The organism is Novosphingobium sp. DS6-6 (assembly GCF_057784975.1).
In genome coordinates this window covers 121,792-136,670 of sequence record NZ_JBYNTS010000002.1, presented here as the reverse complement: position 1 = coordinate 136,670, position 14,879 = coordinate 121,792, and the positions used below count along the sequence as shown (strand labels likewise).

General features: G+C 65.0%; 13 protein-coding genes. All 13 read left to right on the top strand.

Features of this window, described 5'->3' with window-relative positions; translation table 11 throughout:
* The first annotated feature begins 109 nt into the window (after positions 1-109).
* Positions 110-313 carry a 50S ribosomal protein L35 gene (rpmI, locus tag AC3EDY_RS02935; protein ID WP_022676503.1) on the top strand — a complete coding sequence of 68 codons (204 nt, stop codon included), beginning with the start codon at positions 110-112 and terminating at the stop codon, positions 311-313.
* Positions 314-325: 12 nt separating this feature from the next.
* Positions 326-688, top strand: a complete 363-nt coding sequence (gene rplT / locus AC3EDY_RS02930) for a 50S ribosomal protein L20 (protein WP_022676504.1) — start codon at positions 326-328, stop codon at positions 686-688.
* A 190-nt stretch (positions 689-878) separates the two neighbouring features.
* The gene (gene pheS, locus AC3EDY_RS02925; RefSeq protein WP_488570970.1) at positions 879-1,979 is read left to right on the top strand and encodes a phenylalanine--tRNA ligase subunit alpha; all 1,101 of its coding nucleotides are present in this window, start codon (positions 879-881) and stop codon (positions 1,977-1,979) included.
* Complete coding sequence (pheT, locus tag AC3EDY_RS02920; protein WP_488570969.1) at positions 1,976-4,366, top strand: phenylalanine--tRNA ligase subunit beta; 2,391 nt, start codon at positions 1,976-1,978, stop codon at positions 4,364-4,366. The genes pheS and pheT overlap by 4 nt, the downstream gene beginning before the upstream one ends.
* Before the next feature lie 78 nt (positions 4,367-4,444).
* Positions 4,445-5,338: an aldose 1-epimerase family protein gene (locus AC3EDY_RS02915; RefSeq protein WP_488570968.1), complete on the top strand. Its 894-nt coding sequence runs from the start codon at positions 4,445-4,447 to the stop codon at positions 5,336-5,338.
* A 13-nt stretch (positions 5,339-5,351) separates the two neighbouring features.
* Complete coding sequence (locus AC3EDY_RS02910; RefSeq protein ID WP_488570967.1) at positions 5,352-6,875, top strand: peptide chain release factor 3; 1,524 nt, start codon at positions 5,352-5,354, stop codon at positions 6,873-6,875.
* Positions 6,876-6,979: 104 nt separating this feature from the next.
* Positions 6,980-7,849: an alpha/beta fold hydrolase gene (locus AC3EDY_RS02905; RefSeq protein ID WP_488570966.1), complete on the top strand. Its 870-nt coding sequence runs from the start codon at positions 6,980-6,982 to the stop codon at positions 7,847-7,849.
* A gap of 21 nt (positions 7,850-7,870) precedes the next feature.
* The gene (locus AC3EDY_RS02900) at positions 7,871-8,656 is read left to right on the top strand and encodes an endonuclease/exonuclease/phosphatase family protein (protein ID WP_488570965.1); all 786 of its coding nucleotides are present in this window, start codon (positions 7,871-7,873) and stop codon (positions 8,654-8,656) included.
* An 86-nt stretch (positions 8,657-8,742) separates the two neighbouring features.
* Positions 8,743-9,528: an IS1595 family transposase gene (locus AC3EDY_RS02895; RefSeq protein WP_488570964.1), complete on the top strand. Its 786-nt coding sequence runs from the start codon at positions 8,743-8,745 to the stop codon at positions 9,526-9,528.
* Positions 9,529-9,540: 12 nt separating this feature from the next.
* On the top strand, positions 9,541-10,359 hold the full coding sequence (locus AC3EDY_RS02890) for a hypothetical protein (RefSeq protein ID WP_488570963.1): 819 nt from the start codon (positions 9,541-9,543) through the stop codon (positions 10,357-10,359).
* A gap of 243 nt (positions 10,360-10,602) precedes the next feature.
* Positions 10,603-10,941, top strand: coding sequence for a P-II family nitrogen regulator (locus AC3EDY_RS02885; protein ID WP_488570962.1), 339 nt, complete (start codon positions 10,603-10,605; stop codon positions 10,939-10,941).
* A 23-nt stretch (positions 10,942-10,964) separates the two neighbouring features.
* Positions 10,965-12,380, top strand: a complete 1,416-nt coding sequence (locus tag AC3EDY_RS02880) for an ammonium transporter (RefSeq protein WP_488570961.1) — start codon at positions 10,965-10,967, stop codon at positions 12,378-12,380.
* Positions 12,381-12,699: 319 nt separating this feature from the next.
* Complete coding sequence (locus AC3EDY_RS02875) at positions 12,700-14,859, top strand: EAL domain-containing protein (RefSeq protein WP_488570960.1); 2,160 nt, start codon at positions 12,700-12,702, stop codon at positions 14,857-14,859.
* Positions 14,860-14,879 lie beyond the last annotated feature (20 nt).

The window sequence follows — 14,879 nt, the reverse complement described above, 5'->3', positions numbered from 1 at the left end:
CCCGGCCCCGGTAAGGGCCGCGCCTTCAATCCACGCGGATTCATGCGTTCCGGCCTGGCCACGAAGGGCTGCCACGGCGGGAACATCCGCGTCGAACAAGGAGACGAAAATGCCCAAGCTCAAGACCAAGAGCGGTGTGAAGAAGCGCTTCAAGCTTACCGCGACGGGCAAGGTGAAGCACGGCGTGGCCGGCAAGCGCCACCGCCTGATCAGCCACAACGCCAAGTACATCCGCCAGAACCGCGGCACCGACGTGATTTCCGACGCTGACGCGAAGGTGATCAAGAAGTGGGCGCCCTACGGGCTGAACTGAGGAGGCTGATCCATGTCCCGTATCAAGCGCGGCACCACCACGCGTGCCAAGCACAAGCGCATTCTCGACCAGGCCAAGGGTTATCGCGGCCGTCGCAAGAATACGATTCGCGTCGCCCGCCAGGCCGTCGAAAAGGCCGGCCAGTATGCCTATCGCGACCGCAAGGTTAAGAAGCGCACGTTCCGTGCCCTGTGGATCCAGCGCATCAACGCGGCGGTCCGCGCCGAAGGCCTGACCTATTCGCAGTTCATCCATGGCACCAAGCTTGCCGGCATCGAACTCGACCGCAAGGCCATGGCCGACCTTGCCATGAACGAAGGCGGCGTGTTCGCGGCCGTCATCGCCCAGGCCAAGGCGGCCCTGCCGGCCGCCTGATCGCTCTGGCGAAAGAACAGCGAAAGGCGCTCGCTCCCGTTGCGGAGCGGGCGCTTCTCGTTTGTGCGCACGCCTGTCGCCGCCGTTCCGGCCGGCGGTGGGGATGGACGGACAACGCGGCGCCGCAAAGGCCCGGTCCCCATCAACCCGTCTTCCCTTCCGCGGCGCAACGCGCTAGCGGCGGGGCACGATGGAACAGCTAGACCGACAGCAGGCCGAAACGCTTGGCGCCATTGCCGCCGCCTCCTCGCTCGATGCGCTGGAGGGCATCCGCATTGCCGCGCTGGGCAAGCAAGGGTGGGTTTCGGCCCTGCTCAAGACCATGGGCCAGATGAGCCCCGACGAGCGCCAGGCCAGGGGCCCGCAGATCCACGGCACCCGTGAAGCGGTGAACGCGGCGCTTGCCGCGCGCAAGGCCGAACTGGAAAGCGCCGCGCTCGAAGCGCGCCTTGCGGCCGAGGCGGTCGACCTCTCGCTGCCCGCGCCCGAAAGCCCGCGCGGCAGCGTGCACCCGGTCAGCCAGGTGATGGACGAACTGGCCGAGATATTTGCCGACCTGGGCTTTGCCGTGGCCAGCGGCCCCGAGATCGAAGACGACTGGCATAATTTCACGGCGCTCAACATGCCGGAAACGCATCCCGCGCGGGCCATGCACGACACGTTCTATTTCGCCGAACGCAACGGCGAAGGGCGTGACATGCTGCTGCGCACCCACACCTCGCCGGTGCAGATCCGCACCATGCTCGAGGCGGGCGCCCCCTTGCGCATCATCGCGCCCGGCCGCGTCTACCGGTCTGACAGCGATGCCACGCATACCCCTATGTTCCACCAGATCGAAGGCCTGGTGATCGACAAGGGCATTCACCTGGGGCACCTCAAGTGGACGCTGGAAACCTTCCTCAAGGCCTTTTTCGAACGCGATGACATCGTGCTGCGGCTGCGCCCCAGCTATTTTCCGTTCACCGAACCTTCGGTGGAAGTGGACGTGGGCTATACCGTGGTCGGCGGCAAGCGCGTGGTCGGCGGCAGCGGCGATGCGCCCGGCGGTGGCTGGATGGAAGTGCTGGGTTCGGGCATGGTCAACCGCAAGGTCATCGAATTCGGCGGGCTCGATCCCGACCAGTGGCAGGGCTATGCTTTCGGCACCGGTGTCGATCGCCTGGCCATGTTGAAATACGGCATGGACGATCTGCGTGCGTTCTTCGATGGCGATGCGCGCTGGCTGGCCCACTATGGTTTCGGGGCGCTGGACGTGCCCACCCTTTCGGGCGGCGTGGGAGTGCGGCCGTGAAGTTTTCGCTTTCGTGGCTCAAGGCCCTGCTCGATACGCAGGCAAGCGCAGCCGAAATCGCCGAAAAGCTCACCAGTCTGGGCCTGGAAATCGAAAGCGTGACCGATGCTTCGGCCGCGCTCGCCGATTTTCGCGTGGCGCGCGTGCTGACCGCGGAAAAGCACCCCCAGGCCGACAAGCTGCAGGTGCTGCGCGTCGATCTTGGCGATGGCCAGCCGTTGCAGGTGGTCTGCGGCGCGCCCAATGCTCGGGCCGGGCTGGTCGGCGTGCTCGGCCTGCCTGGCGCGGTCGTGCCCGTCAACGGCATGGAACTGCGCAAAAGTGCCATTCGCGGCGTCGAATCCAACGGCATGATGTGCTCCACGCGCGAGCTGGGCCTGGGCGACGAACACGACGGGATCATCGAACTGCCCGCCGATGCGCCGCTCGGCCAGTCGTTTGCCGCTTATGTGGGGTCCGATCCGGTGTTCGACGTGGCGATCACCCCCAACCGGCCCGATTGCATGGGTGTCTATGGCATTGCCCGCGATCTGGCCGCGGCCGGCATCGGCACGCTGCGGCCGATCGACGTGGCGCCGGTTGCGGGTGACGGTCCCTGCCCGGTGGACATCCGTATCGAGGATGCCGACGGCTGCCCCGCGTTCCATGGCCGGGTGATCCGGGGCGTGCGCAATGGCCCGTCGCCGCAATGGCTGCAGGATCGGCTCAAGGCCGCCGGCCAGCGTCCGATCTCGGCCCTGGTGGACATTACCAACTATGTCATGCTGGGCTATGGCCGGCCGGCCCATGTCTATGACCTGGCCAAGCTGACCGGCGCGGTTACCGCCCGCAAGGCGCGCGCGGGCGAGACCGTGCTGGCGCTCAACGGCAAGGAATATGTCCTTGCGCCGTTCATGACGGTGATTGCCGACGATGCCGGCGTGCACGACATCGGCGGCATCATGGGCGGCGAACATTCCGGCTGTTCCGACGCGACGACCGACGTGCTGCTCGAAGTCGCCTATTTCGATCCGGCCCATATCGCCCGCACCGGCCAGGCCCTGGCCCTGTCGAGCGATGCGCGTACCCGCTTCGAACGCGGCGTCGATCCTGCGTTCCTCGATACCGGGATGGACCTGTTGACTGCGCTGGTCCTGGAAATCTGCGGTGGCACGGCCAGCGAGGTGGTGCGGGTGGGCACCCCGCCCCTGGCGCAGCGCACGCTTGCCTACGATCCCGCGCTTGCCGGCGCGCTGGGCGGCATTGCCGTGGCGCACAGCGAGCAGAAGCGCATTCTGACGGCGCTGGGTTTCGATGTGGGCGAGGACTGGACCGTTACCGTGCCGACCTGGCGGCCCGACATTGCCGGCGCCCCCGATCTGGTCGAGGAAGTGATCCGCGTCCACGGCCTTGATGCGGTGCCGTCCACCCCGCTGCCGCGCGCCGACGGCGTGGCGCTGCCCACGGCAACGCCGGTGCAGATGCTGGAACGCCGGCTGCGCCGTGCCGCTGCGGCACGGGGGCTGCACGAGGCGGTGACCTGGTCGTTCCTGCCACCCGCCCAGGCCGATCATTTTGCCGACGGGCAGTTCGTCTGGACCCTGGCCAATCCGATTTCGGAAGACCTGAAAGCCATGCGCCCGTCGCTGCTGCCGGGCCTGCTGGCAGCCGCGCGGCGCAATCTCGATCGCGGCGCGGCCAGCCTGCGCCTGTTCGAGATCGGCCGCCGCTATCTGCGCAGCGACGACAGCGGCAGCGACGAACGGTTGAGCCTGGCCGTGGTGCTGGCAGGAGACCGCACCCCGCGCGGCTGGGCGACGGGCAAGGCGCAGCCGTTCGATGCCTTTGACGCCAAGGCCGAGGCACTGGCCCTGCTGGCGCAAGCCGGCGCGCCGGTGGAAAACCTGGCCGTGATGGGCGAGGCCGGACCGCAGTTCCACCCGGGCCAGTCGGCGACGCTGCGCCTGGGGCCAAAGCAGGTGCTGGCCCGTTTCGGCATGCTTCATCCCGCCACGGCCACCGCGTTCGGCCTGGAAAGCGCGGTGGCGGCGGTCGAGCTGTTCCTTGACCGGCTTCCCGCCCGGAAGACGGCGTCGGGCTTTGCCCGGCCGCACTTCGCCCCGCCTGCGCTTCAGGCGGTGACCCGCGATTTCGCGTTCCTGGTCGATGCCGGGGTGCCGGCCGCCGATCTGCTGCGGACGGTGCGCGGGGCCGACAAGGCGCATATCGTCGCTGCCCGGGTGTTCGACGATTTCCGCGGGGCAGGCGTGCCGGAAGGGCACAAGAGCCTCGGCATCGAAGTGACATTGCAGCCGGTCGAGAAAAGCTTCGACGAAGCCGCGCTGAAAGCCATCGCCGACAGGATCGTTGCTGCCGCGGCCAAGCAGGGCGGCACTCTGCGCGGTTGATCCGGCTGACCGGCGCTTGCCCGCCCCGGGCGATACTGCACTTGCGAAGAGCGTGCGCGCTGGCCATACCCTGCGGGCATGAGCCAGCCGCTTTCCGATTTCGTCACCATCGCATCAGACGCGCTGACCGCCACGATCAATCCGCTGGGGGCGGAACTGTGGTCCCTGACCGATCGTGCCGGGCAGCAATGGATGACCGATGCCGATCCCGCGTTCTGGGGCGGGCATGCGCCGCTGCTGTTCCCCATCGTCGGCTCGCTGGCCGGTGACACGCTGCGCCACGATGGCAAGAGCTATCCGCTGCCGCGCCACGGCTTTGCCCGTCGTTCGCCGTTCGAACTGGTGGCGCACGACGGGGCCACCGCGCATTTTCGCCTGACCGACAGTGCCGTCACCCGCGCGGTCTATCCGTTCGCTTTCGTGCTGGACATGGCCTTTGCCGTGGAGGGTGCGACACTGGCCATGACAGCGACGATCGGCAACCCCGGCAATGGAACGCTGCCGTTCAGTTTCGGTTACCACCCCGCCTTTGCCTGGCCCCTGCCGGGCAGTGCGGCCAGGCATGCGCACCGCCTGGTCTTTACCAAGGACGAACCGGCCCCGATCCGCCGCGTGCGCAAGGACAATGGCCTGATGCTGGAGCAGCGCGAGGCCAGCCCGGTGCAAGGCCGCGTGCTGCCGCTGCACGAAGGCCTGTTTGCCGCCGATGCGGTGATCTGGACGGATCTGGCCAGCCGCGCCCTTACCTATGGCGTCGAAGGGGGGCCGGCACTGGACCTGGCGTTCCCCGATACGGCGATGCTCGGCCTCTGGCAGGTGCCGGGCGCGCGCTATATCTGCATCGAGCCCTGGGCCGGCCATGCCGATCCCGAAGGGTTTTCCCGCGACATCACCGAAAAGCCCGGTATCGTGCTGCTGCCTCCGGGCGAGAGCCGCAGCTTCCGCATGGACGTGACTGTCAGGGGCGGCTAGGGGCGGCGGCATCATGTCGAACCGCCGTACCTTCGCGATCATTTCCCACCCCGATGCGGGCAAGACCACGCTGACCGAAAAGCTGCTGCTGCAAGGCGGGGCGATTCATCTGGCCGGCGAAGTCAAGGCGCGTGGCCAGGCGCGGCGCGCACGGTCGGACTGGATGAAGATCGAGCAGCAGCGCGGCATTTCGGTGACGTCCTCGGTCATGACGTTCCAGAAGGACGGCACCGTTTTCAACCTGCTCGATACGCCGGGCCACGAAGACTTTTCCGAAGATACCTATCGCACGCTGACCGCGGTGGATTCGGCAATCATGGTGATCGATGCCGCCAAGGGCATCGAACCGCAGACCCGCAAGCTGTTCGAAGTGTGCCGCATGCGTTCGGTGCCGATCATCACGTTCGTCAACAAGGTCGATCGCGAAGGGCGCCCCGTGTTCGAAACGCTGGACGAAGTCGCCGATGCCCTGGCGCTCGATGTCGCGCCGATGAGCTGGCCGATCGGCATGGGCGGCGTGTTCGAAGGCGTCTATGACTTCGCCAGCGAAACGATTGCCCGCCCCGAGGGCGACAGCCGTGAATTTCTGGGCAGGCGCGATCCGGCGGCGGGCGCGATTCCCGATGCCTTTGCCGAAGAGGTCGAGCTGGGCCGCGAAGGCTATCCCCGGTTCGATCTGGCGGCTTATCGCCATGGCGATCTGACGCCGGTCTATTTCGGATCTGCGCTCAAGAATTTCGGCGTGGCCGAACTGATCGCCGCGATCGATCGCTATGCCCCGCCCCCCCGCCCCCAGGCCAGCGACCAGGGCACGATCGATCCCGCCCGCCCCGACGTGACCGGTTTCGTGTTCAAAGTGCAGGCCAACATGGACCCGCAGCACCGCGACCGCATCGCATTCATGCGCATGGTTTCGGGCACGTTCCGGCGCGGCATGAAATTGACGCCGTCGGGCCTGGGCAAGCCGATTGCGGTGCATTCGCCGATCCTGTTCTTTGCGCAAGACCGCGAGATCGCCGATAGCGCGGAAGCCGGGGACATCATCGGCATTCCCAACCACGGCACGCTGCGGGTGGGCGATACCCTGTCGGAACGCAACGACGTGCGCTTTACCGGGCTGCCCAATTTCGCGCCCGAAATCCTGCGCCGCGTGGTGCTGAAAGACCCTACCAAGACCAAGCAGCTGCGCAAGGCGCTGGACGATCTTTCCGAGGAAGGCGTGATCCAGGTCTTCTATCCCGAAATCGGTTCGCAGTGGATCGTGGGGGTCGTAGGCCAGCTGCAGCTCGACGTGCTGATCAGCCGGCTGGAAGCGGAATACAAAGTCGAAGCCGTGCTCGAGCCTTCCCCGTTCGATACCGCGCGCTGGCTCAAAGGCACGGCCGAGGCGCTGCGTGCCTTTGCCGATTTCAACCTTTCGAACCTTGCCAAGGATCGTGACGGCGATCCCGTGTTCATGGCGCGCTCCGCCTGGGACGTTAGCTATCAGCAGGAACGCAATCCGGCGCTGACGTTCAGTGCCACCAAGGAGCGGTAAGGCCCGCCGCAATGCGTGGGCAACCGGCCGTGTTTTCGGGGCCGGCTGGTGACAGAACGTTTCCCGCACTTGCCAGCACGGCGTGGCAGGGGCAGGGTGAAACCATGAATCTGCTGGGACCCACTTCGAACACGTTCATTTCGCAGCGTCTGCGGCTCCACTATGTGGACTGGGGCAATGCGGAAAAACCGCCGCTCCTGCTGATCCATGGCGGGCGCGACCATTGCCGCAGCTGGGACTGGACGGCCGAAGCCTTGCGCGAGGACTGGCACGTGATCGCACTCGATCACCGTGGCCACGGCGATAGCGAATGGGTATCGGACGGCAATTATCGCATCATGGACATGGTCTATGACGTGGCACAGCTGGTCCACCAGTTGCGCCTGGCACCGGTGACCATCGTCTCCCATTCGCTGGGTGCAGCCGTGGCCCTGCGTTATGCCGGGCTGTTTCCCGAAGACGTGCGCAAGCTGGTGGCGGTCGAGGGGATCTTCCCGACCCCGGATTGGGAAGCGCGCATGCGCGGCGTGCCCTTTGCCCGCCGCATCCGCGACTACATCGCCGAAAAGCGCAAGGCGGCCGGGCGCCTGCCGCGCCGCTATCCCACCATCGATGCCGCCGTGGCGCGCATGAAAGCGCAGAACCCCTATATCAATGATGCCCAGGCCCGCCATTTGACGATCCATGGCATCAACCGCAACGAAGACGGCACGTTCACCTGGAAATTCGATCCCTATCTCCATATCGAACACCCCTATGACATCTCGCAGGCGCGCAAGCAGGAGCTGTGGGAAGCGATCACCAGCCCCACCCTGCTGCTGAACGGGGCGGATTCCTGGGCGGGCAATCCGGTGCGCGACGGGCGCATCGTGCATTTTCGCAATGCCGAGGCGGTGGAATTCGAAAACGCCGGGCACTGGCTGCATCACGACCAGTTCGACCGTTTCATCGCCACTTTGCGCGATTTCCTGTAAGACCGGACGGGGCCGGACGCGGTGCGCGCAACACCGGCCCAGGCGGCCCCGGGCGAACGCTCTGGCGTGGACGGCCGCCCGGATGCCAGCCTGATCTTTGCCAGCTACAACATCCACAAGGGCGTGGGCGCCGACGGGCGCTGCGATCCCGAACGCATTATGCTGGTGCTGCACGAAATCGGCGCCGACGTGATCGCCCTGCAGGAGGCGGACCGCCGGTTCGGCCTGCGCGATGCGGTCATCCCCCCGGCGCTGCTGTCCCATGGCAGCCCCTGGCGCGCCGTGGCGCCGGGGGTGATCGACCGCGCGCGGCGGGCCGGAAGCCTGGGCTGGCACGGCAACGTCATCCTGGTGCGCCGCGATCTGACCGTCACGGCCTGCCATGCCGTGCCGCTGCCCACGCTGGAGCCGCGCGGGGCTGTGGCGGTGGATATTGCCTGGGCGGGCCAGCCGGTGCGCGTGATCGGCATGCACCTGGACCTGTCCGGCCTGCGTCGGCGGCAGCAGGTGCAGGCAGCCTGTACCGCGGCCGGACAGGGTGCCCGCGTGCTGATGGGCGATTTCAACGAATGGGCGCCGCGCGGCGGTGCGTTGCAGGCTTTCTCCAGCGATCTGGCGGTATTGGCACCCGGCCGCAGCTTTCCGGCGCGCCGCCCGCTGGGCCAGCTCGATCGCATCGTGATCAGCCACGATTGGGCGGTCGAGGCAACCGGCGTCCATCACAGCGCGCTGGCAAGGCAGGCATCGGACCATCTGCCGGTCTGGGCACGCCTGCGGCTCGTGACGCAGAAGGGCCGCGGTTCCTGACAGCTTTGACGCTGCCCCGGCAGGAGTGCCTAAAAATTGGGCAATTGTATACTTGACAAAGCAGTCCTGTTGGGGCACTAAGGGGCATGGACATTTTCAGCCCCCGCTTTCAGTCAGAAGACGCCGCCCGCGAGCATTTTGAAGCGCTTCATTGGCCGGATGGCCCCTTCTGCCCGCACTGTGGCTCGTTCTCGGCCAAGCGCCTGCCGCCCCAGCATGGACGCAAGACCAAGGCGCACCCTGAAGGGATGGTCCGCAAGGGCGTGGTTCAGTGCAACGACTGCCGCCAGCAGTACACCGTCACGGTCGGCACTGTGCTCGAGTCCTCCAAGGTTCCGCTCAACAAGTGGCTGCTCGCTATGCACCTTCTGTGTGCCTCCAAGCAGGGCATCAGCGGTCACCAGATGGCCCGTATGCTCGGCGTGACCTACAAGACCGCATGGTTCATGATGCACCGCATCCGCGAGGCCATGAAACCTGACAGCAATGAACCCCTTGGCGGGCTTGGCGAGACCATCGAAGCCGACGAAACCTACGTTGGCGGTAAGCTAGGCAACCGCCATGCCAAGCAGCGCCAGTATGGCCGCGCTTCAGATCAGAGTCGCAATCCCTTTCGCGACAAGCAGGCCGTTGTGTCGCTCGTGGAGCGCGGTGGCCGCGTCCGTTCGTTCCATGTCGCCAAGGTGACCGGCGAGACGCTGCGTCATGTCCTCGTGGCCAACGCTAGCCATGATAGCTGGCTGATGACCGATGAACATCAGGGCTACAAGCATGTCGGCAAGGAGTTCGTCGGCCACGGCGTGGCTGCACACTCACGCGGCAAGTATGTCCACTCCAGTATCCGCCGCAGAACCTCGCCCTCTCTCTCTTGATCGGTTTCAGGCATGGACGAAAATCTCTTGATTCAAGCCTTCTTCCAAGCTCGACTAAAGATCTATAGGGCCGACCATCACATTGACCAAGCGCAGCAGTGGTTCGACGCCTACACCAACTCGGACTTCTACAGCATTATCGACGAGCGAGACAGTGAGACCGGAAAGCAGGTTCTGCGCCTCACCGTCAATCCAATTCCAGCTCACCTCGTGCTGGCGATTGGCGACTGCTTCCATTGCCTCAGTTCTGCACTCGACTACATCATGTCGGGGATGATGGCTGCGAGGACCGGCAACGCGAAGCGGATCACGTTTCCCACCAACGAAAGCAGGAAGGCGCTTCGTCAATCTTTCCGAGCGCCCAAAGCGGACGCATGTGGCCGCGTCAAAAAGACCCCATCTGCACGTCGCATAGTGGAAGCTTTCCCCTTGATCGCACTCGAATTCTTGCGTGCCATAAAGCCCTATCGCGGAGGCAGTTTTCTCCTTTGGGAAATCCGCAAGGCCGATAACCTCGACAAACACAACCTCATTATCCCGAGCATCACGGTAACCGAACTTCGCGGTTTCCTCGCGATTGACGAGGTGAACCAAAACGTGTTCGCACCCCCCAGCGTGGTGCTTGGGGCTGGCGGAACCCTCCCGATGGTTTCCTACGGTGGGGGGATGCTCAAAATCGAGGACCAGGGACAGGCGACCGCTCGCATAACTTTTGGCGACAGCCTCGACTTCTTCGCCGGTCAGCCGGTTTTCCCAACGCTCGTGCAGTGCAGCCGGCTCACAGCGCAGGCAATCGACCGCATCGAGGTCGTTGCAAAGCGCTACCTCTGATTTCATCGGCCCGTCACGCCCGCTTGATGTGATTCGCGATGTCTGCTTTGTCAAGTATGCAATGCCCAAAAATTGGGCAGGCCTTTCGCGCTGCACAAGAATCGAGCGCAATGAACGCTCCATGATTTGTATGGTTTCCCGAAAAAGCATGAATCCGTAAGAAAACGGATTTGGCATGCCCTTTGCTTTAACGAATCCGCCGGCGGGGCGCCGGCTGGTTGAGGCCGTGAAAAGGGGGCATGAATGAAATTCATCATCGCCATCATCAAGCCGTTCAAGCTCGACGAAGTGCGTGAAGCGCTGTCGGGCCTGGGCGTTGCCGGGATGACGGTGTCGGAAGTGAAGGGCTTTGGCCGGCAAAAAGGCCAGACCGAGATCTACCGCGGCGCCGAATACTCCACGAACATGCTGCCCAAAGTGAAGATCGAGATTGCTGCCAGCGACGACCTGGCGGCGCAGATCGTCGAGACCATCCAGCAAACCGCCAGCACCGAGGCGATCGGCGACGGCAAGATTTTCGTGCTCGATCTCGCTTCGGCGGTGCGCATCCGCACCGGCGAAAGCGGCGACATGGCGCTGTGACTTCCGAACAGAGGGGAAACCGAATGATCCGCAAGACGATCAGTGGCATGACGGCAGCCGGGCTCAGCCTTGGCATGGCCTCTGCCGCCTTTGCGCAAGCCGGGCCGATCAAGGCCCCCACGGCCGAACAGATGGCCACCATGGTCAACAAGGGTGACGTTGCCTGGATGCTCGTCTCGTCGGCACTGGTGCTGATGATGAGCATTCCCGCCCTGGCGCTGTTCTATGGCGGCCTGGTGCGCACCAAGAACATGCTTTCGGTGCTGATGCAGGTGCTGATGATCGTTTCGGTCGCGGCGCTGTGCTGGGTCTGCTGGGGCTATTCGATGGCCTTCACCGGCGGAACGACGCCCTATGTCGGCGGCTTTTCCAAGATGTTCCTGGCGGGCGTTTCGATTTCCACTTACGCGGCGACGTTCTCCAACAACGTCTATCTGCCCGAATACGTCTACGTCATCTTCCAGATGACGTTCGCCTGCATCACGCCGGCGCTGATCGTGGGCGCCTTTGCCGAACGCGTGAAGTTCACCCCGCTGATAATCTTCACCGTGCTGTGGCTGACTCTGGTCTATTTCCCCATGGCCCACATGGTGTGGTATTTCGCCGGTCCCGATTTCCTGTCGGACAATACGGCTGACGCCGGCCTGATCTATGGCTGGGGCGGTCTGGACTTTGCCGGCGGCACCGTAGTGCACATCAATGCCGGGATCGCCGGCCTGGTCGGCTGCCTCGTGATCGGCAAGCGCCTGGGATTCGGCAAGGAAGCCACCCCGCCGCACTCGCTGACCATGACCATGATCGGCGCTTCGCTGCTGTGGGTGGGCTGGTTCGGCTTCAATGCCGGGTCGGGCCTGGAAGCCAATGCCGCCACCAGCCTTGCCTTCATCAACACCTTCGTCGCCACCGCCGCGGCCGCTGTGTCGTGGGCGATCGTCGAACAGATCAAGCATGGCAAGCCCTCGATGCTGGGCGCTGCCTCGGGTGCCGTCGCGGGCCTGGTGGCCATCACCCCAGCCGCTGGATATGCCGCCCCGATGGGCGCCATCATCCTTGGCCTGGTCGTTTCGCCGATCTGCTTCTTCTTCGTTTCGACCGTGAAGAACGCGCTGAAGTATGACGACACGCTCGACGTGTTCGGCGTGCACTGCATTGGCGGGATCGTCGGCGCCATCGGCACCGCGATCGTGGCCGATCCGCGGCTGGGTGGCCAGGGCTGGATCGATTACACCGTATTCCCGGCCCAGGCCGGAACCTATGACCTCGTCGGCCAGATCATTACCCAGATCAAGGCCGTGCTGGTCACCCTGCTGCTCTCGGGCGGCGTCTCGGCGATCCTGTTCATCGCTCTCGACAAGACGATCGGCCTGCGTCCGACCGAGGAAGCCGAGCGCGAGGGGCTCGACATCAGCGAGCACGGTGAACGCGCCTACAACATCTGAGTTTCTACCAGCTTGGCGGGGTTGGGGGGCTGATCCTCTCCCTCTCTCTCCCTCCCCCGCCAGACCTTGTTCCTCCTGCGAACGACCTGGGCCGGAAGCGCAACCCGCTTCCGGCCCTCTTTTTTTGCAGCATTTTCCATGGCCGATGCATGCCTCTGCCGCAGAGCTGGCGGTTAACGTTCGGGAAATCGTCCCGTTCTAATACGTTGCGAGAAAACGCGCTCTGGCGGAGATTCGAATGGCGATCCGGCGCATGGCCTGGGGAAGAGCCGATAATACGGAAGAGGAACCTGTCCGCGGCGCGAGCGGCAATGCCGGCATGTTGGCCCCCGATCATGCTGCCGCGCTTTGCCATGCCTATGAAGCGCTGGGACTGGGTGCGTTCTGGTCGAGCGATGCCGAAGGCCGGTTGACCTATCTTTCGCCAGCGATGCGGGCGGCACTGACCAGTGAGCGCGATTCGGCCGGTGCAAGCGATCCTGCCGGCGAAAGCGATCCGATGGGCCGCACGCTGCTCGATCTGTTTCAGCAGGACGAGGCCGACGGCGAGCGCTCGCTGCGCTTCGTTCTTGCGCGTCGCACGCGGTTCGAACGGGTGACCGTGCGCAGCGGCACCGGCGGCCGGCAACGCTGGTGGTCGCTTTCGGGTGAAGCGGTATTCCGGCGTGGCGCGTTCGCGGGCTTTCACGGCCATTGCGCCGATATCAGCGAGCAGCGCCGCCATGCCGCGGAAAGCGCCCGCGTGGCATTGCACGATCCGCTGACCGGCTTGGGCAACCGCTGCCAGATGAACCAGGCCCTGACGCGCCACCTTGCCTCGCTGGCGACGGCCAAGCGCCCCTGCGCCACGATGCTGATCGATCTCGACCGCTTCAAGCAGGTGAACGACACGATGGGTCACGCGGCCGGCGACGCGCTGCTCAAGCAGGTGGCCGAACGCCTGGTGCGGCTGGTGGGCGACGCGACCCGGGTATGCCGCCTGGGCGGCGATGAATTCCAGATTATCCTGCCAGCCATGGAAGATCGCGGCCATCTGGGCCAAATGGCCGAGGCGCTGATCGAGACCATTTCGCAGCCCTATCTGATCGACGGCAACCGCTGCCTGATCGGCGCGTCGATCGGCGTGGCGATCGCCCCGTTCGATGGCACCGCGGCCGAGGATCTGGTGCGCAGCGCCGACCTGGCGCTCTATGCCGCCAAAGGCAGTGGCCGGGGGCGTTTCCGCTTTTTCTCGGGCGATATGCTCAAGGCGGCCGAAGACCGCAAGACCCTGGAGGAAGACCTGCACGATGCTCTCGCGCAGGGCCAGATGGACGTTCATTACCAGCCCGTCGTCAAGGCGCAGAACAATCAGGTGATCGGCGTGGAGGCCCTGCTGCGCTGGAATCACCCCGAACGCGGACGGATCCCGCCAAAGCGGTTCGTGGCCCTTGCCGAAGAGTCGAACCTTATCCGCGTGCTGGGCGAATGGGTCTTGCGCCGGGCGTGCAGCGACGCGGCTGCGTGGCCGGTGCCGCTGCGCGTGGCCGTCAACGTTTCGCCGGTGCAGTTTGCCGACGAGAACTTTCCCGCACTCGTTGCCTCGGCCCTGGCGCAATCGGGGCTGGACCCGGCGCGGCTGGAACTGGAAATCACCGAAGGCGTGTTTCTGGAAGAAGGGGGCCTCACCGACGCGCGCTTCAAGGCATTGAAAAACCTGGGCGTGCGCCTGGCACTCGACGATTTCGGCACCGGCTATTCCTCGCTCGGCTATCTGAAAAGCGCCCCGTTCGACAAGATCAAGATCGACCAGTCGTTTGTTCAGGGCGCCACTCAGCCCGGCAACCGCAACCGCGCGATCATCACCGCGATCGTTGCTCTTGCCCAGGCGCTGGATATGGAAACGACGGCCGAAGGGGTGGAAAGCTTCGACCAGTTCGACCTGATGAAAACCTTGTCCGTCAGCCATGTGCAGGGCTTCATCTACAGCCAGCCGCTTGACGGCGAAGCGCTTGCCGCGGCGCTGGATGAGGGCGGCTGGACGATCGAGCCGGCGGGGCCGGCGCGGCAGAGACATCACCGCCAGGCCATGTTCCGCCGCGTGGGCGTGGTGCATGAGGATCACTATTACCCGGTGGTGCTGCGCAACCTGTCGAAATCGGGCGCGCTGATCGAAGGGCTGCTGGAAGTGCCGCCGGGAACGTCGTTCGTGCTCGATCTGGGCGACGGGCAACTGGTGGTGGCCAAAGTCCGGCGCAGCCAGGGGCATCAGCAGGGCCTGGAGTTCGAACAGGAACTGGTCAGCGACGGCAATGGCGGGCTATGCACGCGCTATCGCGTCTCGCCCTATCAGCTTTCTGCGGCGGGGCTCGTACTCGGCGCCGGGCCGAACGGGCCTATGCAGATCAATCGCGGGCCGAACGCGAAGGCGACAATGCCCGCCTTTGCCATGGCGACCGACTGGAGCGGCCCGGGCCTTGCCTGGAACGAGGCGGCCTGACCGCTGCCTGCCGGTCCCTG

Coding starts and splice junctions, on each gene's coding strand:
- rpmI (WP_022676503.1), top strand. CDS start 110: ATGCCCAAGCTCAAGACCAAGAGCGGTGTGAAGAAGCGCTTCAAGCTT.
- rplT (WP_022676504.1), top strand. CDS start 326: ATGTCCCGTATCAAGCGCGGCACCACCACGCGTGCCAAGCACAAGCGC.
- pheS (WP_488570970.1), top strand. CDS start 879: ATGGAACAGCTAGACCGACAGCAGGCCGAAACGCTTGGCGCCATTGCC.
- AC3EDY_RS02915 (WP_488570968.1), top strand. CDS start 4,445: ATGAGCCAGCCGCTTTCCGATTTCGTCACCATCGCATCAGACGCGCTG.
- AC3EDY_RS02910 (WP_488570967.1), top strand. CDS start 5,352: ATGTCGAACCGCCGTACCTTCGCGATCATTTCCCACCCCGATGCGGGC.
- AC3EDY_RS02905 (WP_488570966.1), top strand. CDS start 6,980: ATGAATCTGCTGGGACCCACTTCGAACACGTTCATTTCGCAGCGTCTG.
- AC3EDY_RS02895 (WP_488570964.1), top strand. CDS start 8,743: ATGGACATTTTCAGCCCCCGCTTTCAGTCAGAAGACGCCGCCCGCGAG.
- AC3EDY_RS02890 (WP_488570963.1), top strand. CDS start 9,541: ATGGACGAAAATCTCTTGATTCAAGCCTTCTTCCAAGCTCGACTAAAG.
- AC3EDY_RS02885 (WP_488570962.1), top strand. CDS start 10,603: ATGAAATTCATCATCGCCATCATCAAGCCGTTCAAGCTCGACGAAGTG.
- AC3EDY_RS02880 (WP_488570961.1), top strand. CDS start 10,965: ATGATCCGCAAGACGATCAGTGGCATGACGGCAGCCGGGCTCAGCCTT.
- AC3EDY_RS02875 (WP_488570960.1), top strand. CDS start 12,700: ATGTTGGCCCCCGATCATGCTGCCGCGCTTTGCCATGCCTATGAAGCG.